The sequence below is a fragment of the Streptomyces sp. NPDC050121 genome, from assembly GCF_044460385.1.
In the GTDB taxonomy this organism is placed as follows: Bacteria; Actinomycetota; Actinomycetes; order Streptomycetales; family Streptomycetaceae; genus Streptomyces; species Streptomyces soliscabiei.
This window is the reverse complement of the sequence record NZ_JBITJV010000070.1, coordinates 15,906-27,480: the sequence shown is the minus strand read 5'-3', so window position 1 is coordinate 27,480 and position 11,575 is coordinate 15,906. Positions and strand designations below refer to the sequence as shown.

11 protein-coding genes are annotated in these 11,575 nt (G+C 67.7%); 6 read left to right on the top strand and 5 right to left on the bottom strand.

Going from position 1 to position 11,575, the window contains the following annotated elements; all coding sequences use genetic code 11:
- Nucleotides 1–132: 132 nt before the first annotated feature.
- Nucleotides 133–1,986, bottom strand: a complete 1,854-nt coding sequence (locus ACIBTS_RS47420; protein ID WP_399327913.1) for a ricin-type beta-trefoil lectin domain protein — start codon at nt 1,984–1,986, stop codon at nt 133–135.
- Nucleotides 1,987–2,186: 200 nt separating this feature from the next.
- Complete coding sequence (locus tag ACIBTS_RS47415; protein ID WP_399327911.1) at nt 2,187–4,418, bottom strand: alpha-L-fucosidase; 2,232 nt, start codon at nt 4,416–4,418, stop codon at nt 2,187–2,189.
- Between the two features lie 553 nt (nt 4,419–4,971).
- Here ACIBTS_RS47415 and ACIBTS_RS47410 point away from each other — a divergent pair.
- The 5 genes from ACIBTS_RS47410 to ACIBTS_RS47390 all read left to right on the top strand — a co-directional run bounded on the left by ACIBTS_RS47410 (nt 4,972) and on the right by ACIBTS_RS47390 (nt 8,563).
- Nucleotides 4,972–5,586 (top strand): TetR family transcriptional regulator, encoded by a 615-nt coding sequence (locus ACIBTS_RS47410; protein WP_399327909.1) that lies wholly within the window; start codon nt 4,972–4,974, stop codon nt 5,584–5,586.
- 36 nt (nt 5,587–5,622) lie between these two features.
- Nucleotides 5,623–6,060 carry an alcohol dehydrogenase catalytic domain-containing protein gene (locus ACIBTS_RS47405; protein ID WP_399327914.1) on the top strand — a complete coding sequence of 146 codons (438 nt, stop codon included), beginning with the start codon at nt 5,623–5,625 and terminating at the stop codon, nt 6,058–6,060.
- Nucleotides 5,951–6,223, top strand: a complete 273-nt coding sequence (locus ACIBTS_RS47400) for a hypothetical protein (RefSeq protein ID WP_399327907.1) — start codon at nt 5,951–5,953, stop codon at nt 6,221–6,223. Before ACIBTS_RS47405 ends, ACIBTS_RS47400 begins: the two co-directional genes overlap by 110 nt.
- Nucleotides 6,224–6,237: 14 nt before the next feature.
- Nucleotides 6,238–7,218, top strand: coding sequence for a zinc-binding dehydrogenase (locus ACIBTS_RS47395; protein WP_399327905.1), 981 nt, complete (start codon nt 6,238–6,240; stop codon nt 7,216–7,218).
- A 424-nt stretch (nt 7,219–7,642) separates the two neighbouring features.
- Nucleotides 7,643–8,563 carry an alpha/beta hydrolase gene (locus tag ACIBTS_RS47390; protein WP_399327903.1) on the top strand — a complete coding sequence of 307 codons (921 nt, stop codon included), beginning with the start codon at nt 7,643–7,645 and terminating at the stop codon, nt 8,561–8,563.
- Nucleotides 8,564–8,775: 212 nt separating this feature from the next.
- Here ACIBTS_RS47390 and ACIBTS_RS47385 read toward each other — a convergent pair whose 3' ends face one another.
- Nucleotides 8,776–9,471 carry a type 1 glutamine amidotransferase domain-containing protein gene (locus tag ACIBTS_RS47385; protein WP_399327902.1) on the bottom strand — a complete coding sequence of 232 codons (696 nt, stop codon included), beginning with the start codon at nt 9,469–9,471 and terminating at the stop codon, nt 8,776–8,778.
- 77 nt (nt 9,472–9,548) lie between these two features.
- Nucleotides 9,549–10,121 (bottom strand): carbonic anhydrase, encoded by a 573-nt coding sequence (locus tag ACIBTS_RS47380; protein ID WP_399327900.1) that lies wholly within the window; start codon nt 10,119–10,121, stop codon nt 9,549–9,551.
- A gap of 454 nt (nt 10,122–10,575) precedes the next feature.
- On the opposite strand from ACIBTS_RS47380, the gene ACIBTS_RS47375 reads away from it, so the two are divergent.
- Nucleotides 10,576–10,782, top strand: a complete 207-nt coding sequence (locus tag ACIBTS_RS47375; protein ID WP_399327898.1) for a hypothetical protein — start codon at nt 10,576–10,578, stop codon at nt 10,780–10,782.
- A gap of 564 nt (nt 10,783–11,346) precedes the next feature.
- On the opposite strand, the gene ACIBTS_RS47370 is transcribed toward ACIBTS_RS47375, so the two are convergent.
- Entirely contained in the window at nt 11,347–11,556 is a 210-nt protein-coding gene (locus ACIBTS_RS47370) for a Tn3 family transposase (protein ID WP_399327896.1), read from the bottom strand.
- Nucleotides 11,557–11,575 lie beyond the last annotated feature (19 nt).

Sequence of the window (11,575 nt, the reverse complement as noted above, 5' to 3'; positions counted from 1 at the left end):
CGCCCCCCCCCCCCCCCCCCCCCCGCCCGCCGCGGGGCCCCGCGCCCCCCCCCCCCCCCCCCCCCCCCCCCCCCCGCCCCCCCGCCCCCCCCCCCCCCCCCCCCCCCCCCCCCCCCCCACGTCCTTGGTTCGTCAGCCTCCGCTGGAGAGCGACCACTTCTGGTTGGACGCACCGGTGCAGCTCCACAGCTGGACCTTGGAGCCGTTCGCTGTTGCTGTGCCGGTCACGTCGAGGCAGAGTCCGGACAGGTCGTTGGTGACGCTGCCGTCGGCGTGGAAGGTCCACTTCTGGCTGGAGCCGCCGTTGCAGTCCCAGGTGATGACCTTCGTGCCGTTGGTGGTGCCGTTCCCGGACGCGCCGAGGCACTTGCCCGCGATCTGGAACTCACGGTTCGCCGAGTAGGTGTAAGCCTGGTTGGCGCTCCCGGACGTGCAGTCCCAGATGTACTGCTGTACGCCGTTGGCCGGGTTGCCGGTGTCGTCCAGGCACCGGTTGGAGCCCTGGCCGACGATCTGGGCGGCGGCCGTCTGCGCGCCCCGCGTGAAGGTGACCGTGGCGTGCGAGGGGAGGGTGTAGGAGAACGATCCGGCGCTGTTCCAGGTGGTGGTGAAGGTGGTGGCGGAGGAGTTGTTGTTGTAGGCGACCAGTACCTCGCCGCCGTCAGGGTTCTTGTAGGCCTGGGCCCAGATGCCGCCGCCGTCGCTGTAGCCGATGCGTGTCGCGCCGGGGACGACGAACTTCGAGAACTGGCCCAGCTGGTAGTAGTTGTTGGTGTAGGTGGCCTTGCCGGTCGACTGGTCGATGGTGACCAGGCCGGTGCAGTTGTCGCAGCCGACGCCCATCTTGGGGCCGCCGTTGGTGTCGAGCGCCAGGTTCCACAGCAGTGCGCCGTTGGCCCAGTTGAAAGTGGACTCCAGGGCGAGCTGAGCGGCGTTCATCGGGGCGATGCCGGGGCCGGTGGAGCACTCGCTTTCGTAAAGCCGCTTGTCCGGGTAGGAGTTGTGGATGGTGGTCATCTTGCCGAGGTCGTTCTGGTAGCAGTGCCACGCCGTGCCGTACATCGCGTTGCGCGCCGCCTGGTTGCCCATCAGCGTGTTCGCGTAGGTGGTGTCCACGTGGTCGGCGTCCCCGCCGAGGATCTTCGTGTCGCTCAGGCCGGCCTGCTGCAGCGCGGGGGCGAGGTTGTCAGCGATGAAGGTGGCCTCGTTGCCCGCGGCCCACAGCATGGCGGAGTAGCTGGACGGTGAGATGGTCGGTTCGTTCTGCGGGGTGATGCCCCAGACGTTGACGCCCTTGGCCTTGTACTCCTGGAGGAACTTGACGTAGTACTGCGCGAGCGGGTCGTACATGTCGGAGCGCAGGGTGCCGTTGCCCTGGCCGAGCATGGTGTTGGTGGTCTTCATCCAGGCCGGCGGGCTCCAGTCGTTGGCGAAGAGCTTCATCGACGGGTTGAGCGCCTGGGCCTGCTTGATGACCGGGATGACGTACGCGTCGTCGTGGGCGGTGGAGAAGTTGGCGAGGCTCGGGTCGGCGACGCCGCCGTTGTCGTCGTAGGAGTATGTGGAGGGGTTGCTCGCGGGGGTCGCGGTGTAGTCGGAGGAGCCCATCGGCACCCGCATGAGCGACAGGCCGATGCCGGAGCCGCGGGTGAACAGGTCACGCATCACCCGGTCGCGGGTGGTGGCGTCGAGCTTGTTCTGCAGGAGGTAGGCCGAGGTGTCGGTGAACGCGGCACCGAATCCGTCGATGGTCTGGAAGGACTGGGTGTCGTCCACCGTCAAATTCACGCTACCCGAGGCCACCGGACCGAGGGCGATGCCCGGCTGCGGGGTCAGGGCCTGGCCCAGGTCCGACGTGGTCAGGGTCACGCCGATCGTGTCACTCGCGGCCGACGCCGGCGCCGGCGCCAGCACCGCCACTCCGGCGGTGAGGGCAAGGGCCAGGGCGGCGGCCTGCGCGCTCAGTTGGCGGAGTGGATGTCTCATCTGCATGGGGGCGTCCTTCTTCACTTGGTGGTCAGGTCGTCTGCCTTCGGCGCGGGCCGGTCCGGAGCGGCTCTTCGGAACGATCGGCCCGCGCGGCCCGGCCGCGGCCGGGCGCATGGCGGTGGCGAGGGGTCTTGTCTGTGCGCATGGCCTGGTGCCGGCCGGGGTTCGGCACTGGGCCATGGGCTGTCGGGAACGGGTCAGACGGGGCTGATGGTCCACTGAAGGTTGGTGCTGTTGCCCCAGTCCCACATCTTGGTGACGGAGCCCTCGGAGACGTTGCCGCCGCCGTCCAGGCACTTGCCCGTGGTGCGGTTGACGATGTTGTACTGGCCGCCGCCGCGGTGCGTGATCTTCCACTGCTGGTTGGTGTGGCCGTTCCAGGCCAGCTGCTTGCAGGTGGCGCCGTTGTTGGTGGCGCCCCAGCTGTCGGCGACCATGCCGTTGGTCCGGTTGACCAGCTTGTAGTAGCCGCCTCCGACCTCGACCGCCTGCCACTGGAGGTTGGCGTTGTCGAACCAGTGCCACTGCTTGAGGTCGGATCCGCCGGCGACGTTGCCGCCGCTGTCCAGGGCCAGACCGTCGGTGTAGTTGATGATCTTGAGATAGGTCGACGGGTTGAACTGCACCTTCAGCGAGGTGATCCTGTCGTTCTGGCCGGTGACCCGCAGGTCGGCGTTGTCAGCGGTGAACGTCCACTGGGTGCCGGTGAAGTTGTCGCCGGAGTAGGCGACGATCTGTTGGCCCGGGGCGAGCTTCAGCGAGGAGATGCTGAGCGCGGGTATCCCGTGCAGGTCGAGCTGGTCGGCGGTGTAGTCGCCCAGGCCGAGCGCGGCGGAGGTGCCGCTGTAGCTGACGTCCGTGAAGACCAGGGCACCGTCGACCGGTTGCAGCGTGGGGATCTGGCCCGAGAAGGTCAGCTTCAGCACGTACATGGGTGCGGAGAACGGTGCCGACGACGGCAGGGTCACCTTGAGCCCGGACCCGTCCTGGGTGCGGTTCGGCAGGTCGATGTAGGTGCCGGCCGTGCTGTCGAGCAGCTTCACCGAGGTCAGCGAGGACAGGTTGATACGACTGGAGCTGAGTGTCTTGACGGTCAGTGAGCTGCCGGGCCAGCCGAGCACCGTGGCGTACAGGGTGTCGTTGGCCTTGTTCCGGGTGAAGCGGATGTCCTGGGCGGTGCCGGCGCTCGGGTTCATGAAGGTGCCGCCGCCCATCTTCGTCGGCCCCTCGCCGTAGGCGGTCCAGGCGCGGGTCGAGTACACCGACTCACCGAAGCGCTTCAGGTAGTCGCCGATGCCCAGCAGGATGTCGCGCTGGCCCTGGGGGATGGTGCCGTCGGCCTTCGGCGCGATGTTGAGCAGGACGGTGCCGTTCTTGCTGACCCGGTCGATCATGGCGTGCAGCAGCAACTGTGCCGTGTAGTAGCCGATGCCCTCCGTGTAGCACCAACTGGTGCTGGAGACGCTGTCGTCGGTCAGCCAGTAGGGCGACGTGATGTCGGCCGGGCCGCCGCGCTCGTAGTCGAAGACCTCGCCGTGGCCGTTGAACGCGTCCTTGTAGGTGGCGATGACTTCCCGGCCCCATGAGTTGGCCTGGTTGTAGTAGTACGAGAGGAAGTTCAGCAGCTGTGTCTCGGCGATTTGGTCGAGGTGGACGTCCTGGTAGATGATGTCCGGCTCGGCCAGGTCGATGACCTCCTTGAGCTTGTCGTACCAGAGCTGGTCCTCCGTGGTCTTGTCCAGCTGCCCGTAGAGCTTCTTCAGACTTGGGTCGGACTGCGCCGGGACCGCCTGGTAGTAGCCGAGGTAGTTGTAGGCGTGGTGCATCGACACCAGCAGCTTGAGGTTCTTCGCGCGGACGGCGTCGGTGAACAGCTGCAGCAGGTTGAGCTGTGGACCCTTGGCGACCGAGTTCCACTCGTTGACCTGGCTGTTCCACATCGAGAAGCCGTCGTGGTGCTCGGCGACCGGCCCGGCGAACCTCGCCCCGGCGTCCACGAACAGCTGCGCCCACTCGTTGGGGTCAAAAGCGCCGCCGGCCGACTTCAGCCTGGGCGCGAACTGGGTGAAGTTGCCCGCCTTGTCGTTCGCTCCGTTGATGAAGTTGTGGTACGGCCACACCGAAGGGTCGCCGTAGGTGGCGACGTGGTGCTGGTTCACCTTGCTGCCGCCAAAGTACATGTTCCGCGGGTACCACTCGCTGTCGTAGGCGGGGACGCTGAAGACTCCCCAGTGGAAGTAGATGCCGAACTTGGCGTCCTTGAACCACTCCGGGGACGCCGGGTGCTGGTTCACCGAGTCCCAGGTAGGCGTGTAGGTGGACGGTGCGGCCAGGGCGGGGCCGGCGCCGAACAGGCCGCCCACGACCGCGGCCGCCGCGACGGCCGTGGTACCAGCGAGGAACTGCCGTCTGTTGATCGCTCTCGACATGGAGAGACCTCCGGGCAACTGAGTGTTCCGATGGTTGACAGTGACAGGCGCGGGAGGGGGCTCCGGCGCGGGTGTTCGCCGCCCGGGCTGGGGCAGGGCGAGGGAAGGCCCATGCGTTCCAGGCGGAACGCCGTGCAGGGAAGCTGCGGATTGCTCCCATGTCTCTGAGCGGTGGGGACGTTACGGCGAGGTTGCCGACGATGACAAGAGTTCGTTCGTAGTGATTCACGCGCGGTCGGGCCACGGAACGACGCACGAACGCCGACAGCGGACTCCAGGGAATGGCACACACTCACCTGACCTGGTCTTTCGTGCGGATCATGAACCAAGGAGAAGCGGGTGATGATGTCTCGGGATTTGCCAACGCCTTTAACAAAAGGTGCGCAGGTCCTCTGGCGTCCCCCGTCAAGGGGCTGGAGCGCCAGTCGCTGCACGGGCGCTTGCTGTCGCTCTGCCACCCAGACACCCGATGTATAGTGATCGCCCCTCGCGTTGTGGAAGTTACTTTCACGTTTGGTGTGTCTGTCAACTGAGCATGTGCTACCGTCCCGACGTGACCGGTAAGCCAGATCTACGCGAACGCCGTCGCCTGGCAACCCAGGCCGAGATCGAAGACGCCGCCCTCGACCTGTTCGAGAGGCAGGGGTGCGAGCGCACGACCGTGCTCGAGATCGCACAAGCGGCCGGCGTCTCGCAGAGCACCTTCTTCCGGTACTTCGCGACGAAGGAGGACACGGCGCTGGGGCCGCACCGGGCCTTCGAGTCCGCTTTCGTCGCGCGCCTGGGTGATGCCAAGGGCAGGCCCTTGAACCTTCGCGGCATCGAAGAGGTCATCGCCGGAGCCCTGGGTGATCTGAGTACCGATGCGGCCGACATGCTCGGCCGCATACGGCGGGTCCGCGGCCTGCTCATGCGGGACACGGCCCTGCGCAGCGCGGCCCTGGGGCGGGAGGTGGAACAGGGGCAACGGTTCCTACAGCTCCTGGCGGACGCCACCGGCACCGAGAGCGTGGACCTCCGGGTCCGGATGATGCTCGATGCCGTGGGCGTCACACTGCGCGCCGCGTTCGACGAGTGGGCATCACAACGGGCGCCGGAGGGCGACGCCGACCTGGTCGAGGTCTACCGCGCCGCCTGCGCCCGCCTGCGTGACGTGGTCTCGGACTGACGCGTCAGAACGCCCGGCCGCGGCCCGCGGGCCTCTCTGACACATCCGCTGGAGGTACAGCATGAGAGCAGCGCTCAGCACCGGCCGCGAACAGGTCTTGTTCAAGGACATCCCGCTGCCGGGGAGCGCCGGGCCCGGCACGGAGGTCGCAGGAATCGAAGGTGCGGGCTTTGCGGGTCCGACGTTACGGCGTTCAAAGAGGGGGAGCCGTATCCGCCGTTCCTCCCAGGGCATGAGTGGGGCGGAACGGTGCCGGCGGGCGGCGACGGTGTTCATTACGGACCTCAGCGAGGGCAACCCGGTGATCGCGGGTACGCCTCCGGTCTGCGGGCTGGTGCGCGATGTGCCGCGCCCATGACGAGCGATGCCAGGGCCTGCCTCGCTCGCCTTCGGAACCTATGCGCTCACCGCACTCCATGGCGCCTACGTCGGGCGGACCACCGTTCCCGCCGAGATACTCGTGCCCATTCCTGATGCGGTCGACGACGACCAGGTGGCGATGGCCGAGCCCGCCACCGTCGCTCTGCACGCGGTCCGCCGCCGCCCGCCCCGGCTGGCCGAGACGGTGGTAGGGCTGGGCCCAGCCGCTGTGCCCGGCGTAGAGCGTCACATCACGCCATCCATGACGACATCGTAGGAGCAGACCCCTTCATGCGCGCTCTGGTTCTGGACCGGCCCGGCCCCTGCGACACCCTGCGGCTGGCGGACCTGCCGGTCCCCGAGCCCGGGCCGGGGCAGGTACGGATCAGAGTCGAGGCCTGCGGACTGAACCCGTCGGACTACCAGCGCGCCGCCCACGGCATCCCCGAGTGGACCTGGCCGGCCGTTCTCGGACTGGACGTCGTGGGCATCGTGGACGCACTCGGCGCAGGTGTGACGAACGTCCTCACAGGGCAGCGCGTCGCCTACCACGCGGACATCCGCGAGCGCGGCGGCTTCGCTGAGTACGCCCTGGCGGACGCCCAACTGCTGGCACCGGTACCGGCGGGCCTCGATCCGGCCGACGCCGCCGCTCTGCCGTCGGCCGGCTTGACGGCCTACCAGGCGGTGGTGCGCCGTCTGCACGTCACCGTGCAGGACACCGTTCTCGTCACCGGTGGTGCCGGGGGAGTCGGCGGCTTCGCGGTCCAACTGGCCGCACTGGCCGGAGCGCGGGTGCTGGCCACCGCGTCCGCCGGCAACACCGCGTATGTGAAGGGACTGGGCGCGGAAGCCGTGGTCGACCGCCGGACCGAGGACGTGGCTTCCCGCGTACGGGAGTTGACCGAGGGCCGAGGTGTGGACGCCGTGGTCGACACCGTGGGCCCGGACTCAGCCACCACCAACCTGGGTCTTCTGGTTCACGGTGGCCGCCTCGCCGCGATCGCGGGGCGGCCGGACCTCAGCGTTGTGCCGCCGTTCTCCATGGCACCCTCCCTCCACGAGATCGCGCTCGGCGCCGCGTACACGGTCGGAGACGAACGATCGCGTAAGCAGCTGTCGACGATGCTCACCGAGTTGCTCGGCATGGCCGCCGACGGACGGCTGGACCCGATGGTGACCCGAACCATGGCCCTGGAAGACGTGCCCGCTGCCCTGACCGAACTGTCGGGCCGTCGGGTGCGGGGCAAGCTGGTCCAGGTCTCCGCCTGACGTGCCGGGCGCGTCAAGTGCCATGACGGCACCGGCGGGACGGACCCTGAAATCAACCGAGCGGATGAATGCCTCCCGGGAGAGAGCGAACCTGCGCGCGACGTACGAAGTGCTCGCGGAGCCGGGTCATGAAGGGGTCCACGATGAGGCCGTGGTGGCCGGCGCCCGAGCGAGCAAGGCCACGCTCTGCCGTCACTGGCCCACCAAGGACGCACACGACGCCCGCCTGGTCGACGAGACCCCCGCAGCACATGTCTTGGTGCGCGGATCCGTCCTCGGCCGCACACCCGACGAGCACGTATCTCCATCACCTCGTCGACGACATCGTCCCGTCGCTGCTTACCCTGAAGCAACCATGTGAGGAACACCGTGAAACTGACACCACCCCCCCCTCGACACCGAACTCGGCGCGGTTCTGCAGACCATGGCAGTCGAGGGGAGCACGTTCCCGGATCTCACCGCGGAGGGGCTCGCCGCCGCGCGTCACATGCTGGACACCTCGGTGCCGGACGACGAACTGCTGAGCCACCAAGGTTTCTTCGAGGTCGAAGACCGGGTCGTGCCGGGACCTGAGGGCGACCCCGACATCTCGCTCCTCATCTGCCGCCCCGCAGCACGCAGCGGCCTGCGGCCCGTGATCTACCACGTCCACGGCGGCGGCATGGTGATCGGTAACAACAGGTCCGGTGTGGACATGATCGTGGACTGGGCGCGGCAGCTGAACGCGGTGGTGGTGTCCGTCGAGTACCGGCTCGCACCGGAACACCCGCACCCCGCGCCCGTCGAGGACGTGTACGCCGGCCTGGCGTGGACGGCCGATCACGCGCGGGAGATCGGCGGTGACCCCGAGCGGATCGTCGTAGCGGGAGTCAGCGCGGGCGGTGGCCTCGCCGCCGCGCTCACACTGCTGCTCAAGGACCGCAAGGGATCACAGCCTGTCGGACAGTTGCTCATGGGACCGATGCTGGACGACCGCAACGACACACCGTCCGCCCACCAGATGCAGGGCCTGGGCATCTGGGACCGTACGGCCAACGAGGCCGGCTGGACAGCGCTGCTGGGCGGGATGCGTGGTGGCCCGGACGTGCCCCCCTACGCGGCGCCCGCCCGCGCCGAGGACCTGTCCGGGCTGCCCCCGGCCTACCTCGACGTCGGCTCGGCGGAGACGTTCCGGGACGAGGTCGTCGCCTACGCCTCACGCATCTGGCAGGCCGGCGGTGTTGCCGAACTGCATGTGTGGCCCGGCGGCTTCCACGGGTTCGAGGGCTTCGCCCCGCAGGCGGCCCTCGCCCGCGCAGCTTTGGTCGCACGCCTGAACTGGCTGCGGCGGCTCCTTGCCGAGTGAGGGCGAGCTGTCTGCGCCAGCCACGCGGTATCGGCAGTCCTGAACGGCCGACGAACTGCGGCAGCGCTACGGCCCCCTTGCTGGTCGGTGTGGCCGTTCTGCACCAGTTGTTGCCGTTGAGGCGGCCGCCGGCGGTGAGCGCACCTTCTCCCGTGGCGACGGCGGCGAGGTGCTCAGCCCGAGGACTGAAGCGTCACCTGCCTGGCGGGTTCTCAGACCAGGTGTCGGACCACTGCCTCGGCGACGGCCTTGGCGCTGCTGGGATTCTGTCCGGTGATGAGGCGGCCGTCCTCGACGACGTGAATGTCGAAGGGCTTCTCCGCGATGCTGTAGGACGCACCAAGTTCCTTGAGCCGGTCCTCCAGGCTGTAGGGGACGGCGTGCGCCCGCTGGGCGAGTTCCTCCTCCCGCCAGGAGAAGCCGGTGACCTTCCTGCCCTTCACCAAAGGCTCGCCGTTGCTCAGGGTGACGTCGAGCAGGCCGCACGGTCCGTGGCAGACGGCCGAGACGATCCGGCCGGTCTCGTAGAACCGTGCGATGAGCGTCTCCAGCGCCTGGCTCTGGTGATAGTCGAACATCACGCCGTGACCGCCAGTGAGGTAGATGGCGTCATAGCTGTCGACGTCGACCTGGGACACGGCCACGGTGTCCTTGAGCTTGTCCATGAACAGGCGGTCGGCGTACCGCTTGTCGGTGCCGAGGTCGCCGAGGATGGTGTGCGCGAGGCTCTCCGGGTCCAGCGGCACGGGTCCGCCCTCGATGCTGGCGATGGTGACTTCGAATCCGGCCTGTTCTGCGACGTCGTAGAAGTGCGTCAGTTCACCCAGCCAGAGACCGGTGCGGTATCCGACCCTCTCGTACTCGCTGACGCTGGTGACGATGACGAGGATGCGGTTCGTGCGGGGCATCGGATTCCTTCTGGCGAGCATGGTTTGACAGTGAGGGCGGGGTCTCGATCGAGTCGACCCGGGAAAGATCTGTTCCGTCAGGCAGAAGGTGCACCGGTGAGGACTTCCACCCGGCCGGTGTCGAGTGAGTAGTAGGCGCTGACGACGGCCAGGTCGCCCTTCCTCACGAGTGGGGCGAGGTCGGCGTTGGACCTTAGGCCGGCGGAGGTCTGCTTGGTGTGGATGCGGATCATGGCGTCGACCGGGTCGGCGTGCCTGGCCTTCGCCGTCTCCTCGTACGCGGGCCGCAGCGCCTCGGCGATGGCCTGCAGGTTGCCGGGCAGCGGCTTGTTGTCCTTCAGCGCCTTGTATGCGGCCTTGATGGCGCCGCAGCGCTGGTGTCCGAGTACGACGATCAGCGGCGTCCCCGACGTCAAGGGGCCGTACTCGACGGAGCCGGTGACCACAGGTCCCACGACTTGCCCGCCGGTGCGCATCACGAACAGGTCGCCGAGCCCGGTGTCGAACAGCAGCTCGGGCGGCACCCGGGAGTCGATGCAGGAAAGGATCACGCCGTAGGGATCCTGCTCCTCGGCGACAAACTGGCGCTGGCTGGGGTCCCGGTCGGGGTGCAGCAGTTTCCCGTCCACCCAGCGCTTGTTGCCCTCCATCAGCCGGGCGAATGCTGCCCATGGCGAGTCCGGCCGATCGTCTGAAGACGAGCCCTGAGTACTTGGTGACGGCGAGGAGGTCTTCGCCGCGTTCTCCGTCTTTGCGCTGTCCGTCTCCGACGAGCAGCTGGAAAGCGCGGCCACGGTGGCCACCAGTCCTCCGGTAAGTATGGTTCTGCGCAGGGGCTGTCCAACTCTGCCCATTTGGTTTTCCTTCCGTTCTGCACGGCTCGTGTCGGGGAATTTTGAAGGACACAAGCTATGCCAAGGGCCGTCTTCGGATGTGCATGCAAAATGGTTGCGGGCCGTGACCAGCGAGCCTCTACAGCGACCACAGAGAGTCCTGCGGTGAGGCTCTTGAAGAAGTGGGAAAGCCTGTCCAGGGCCCAGCCTCAATGTAGGAGTGGTTTTCCAGCCACCCCCGGTACCCCGGATGTGAATTGAGGGGCGGAAATTGCTACTGAAGAACTACCGGTCCCATCCGGAAGATCCGGGGGACTGGTGTCCGATCAGACTCGGCCGGTTCGCCTTCAGACGACGACGCCTCGTGGTGATGCTGTGGCTGACCTGCTCGACAAGGAGTTCCCCGGCCCCCGCCGTGACCCTGCACGCCGAAGGGGATCTGAACGGCCTCCAGTTCACCGTCTACCGCACCGTTTAGGAGGCACTGACCAACACCCTCAAGCACTTGTCTCTTGCCACCGAGATCGACGTGGTCGTCGTGGCGGCCTCCCACACGGTATGTGTCGCTGTCGAGGACAGCGGCCCCCCACTTACCCCCGCGCAAGCGCCCTCGCGACGGCGGAGGAGCCCTCGGAGTCGGACCGGTGGTGACAGTCCCTTGGTGGAGCGCGGCGCTCTCGCGCATACCGAGGAGCCCCTCTGCTGGAGCGTACGGGCCGTTCTGCTTCCGGCACCGCTCACGAAATACGGCCTTGGACACACACCCGGCATGACCTCCGTGAACTTGGCGGCACAAACGCCTGCCGGTGGCTACGGCCAGCGGGCGAGCCGTCTGCTGGGCAATGCGCTCACGAGGCCGGAAGGGTGAGCACCGTGGCGAGAAGATCCGTGTCTCGGCATCGCCGTCAGGCACCGAGTCACAGCAAGCGGGAGCCATGTCTTCTGGCCGGGATGTCGAGATTCTGCGCTCCCTCCTGATCGCTGCGGGGCGCAGGGCGGCGACGCTATCCGAGCTTGTCTCAACGACCGGGGCGCGATCCACCTAACAACTGCGCCGCGACACCGGACAGCGGCCTCTGCTGTCTGCGCGTCGCCTCCTCGCCGGCCGGTACAGCTTCGCGGACCCGGTGTTCTTCAGCCGGGACATCAGCTTGAAGTCGAGCATGTGCGCCAACGCGAACCCGACGATGGAGGCGCCGCCGGTGTCGGTGTACCGGCGGTCGACCTCCATGTCGGTGCGCTGCCGCAGCACGCCAGGAACGTGGGCCTGG

Bases quoted from the DNA above. Each gene is read 5' to 3' on its own strand.
- ACIBTS_RS47415 (WP_399327911.1), bottom strand. From the start codon at position 4,418: ATGTCGAGAGCGATCAACAGACGGCAGTTCCTCGCTGGTACCACGGCC.
- ACIBTS_RS47400 (WP_399327907.1), top strand. From the start codon at position 5,951: ATGCCAGGGCCTGCCTCGCTCGCCTTCGGAACCTATGCGCTCACCGCA.
- ACIBTS_RS47380 (WP_399327900.1), bottom strand. From the start codon at position 10,121: ATGGAGGGCAACAAGCGCTGGGTGGACGGGAAACTGCTGCACCCCGAC.
- ACIBTS_RS47385 (WP_399327902.1), bottom strand. From the start codon at position 9,471: ATGCCCCGCACGAACCGCATCCTCGTCATCGTCACCAGCGTCAGCGAG.
- ACIBTS_RS47395 (WP_399327905.1), top strand. From the start codon at position 6,238: ATGCGCGCTCTGGTTCTGGACCGGCCCGGCCCCTGCGACACCCTGCGG.
- ACIBTS_RS47390 (WP_399327903.1), top strand. From the start codon at position 7,643: ATGGCAGTCGAGGGGAGCACGTTCCCGGATCTCACCGCGGAGGGGCTC.
- ACIBTS_RS47420 (WP_399327913.1), bottom strand. From the start codon at position 1,986: ATGAGACATCCACTCCGCCAACTGAGCGCGCAGGCCGCCGCCCTGGCC.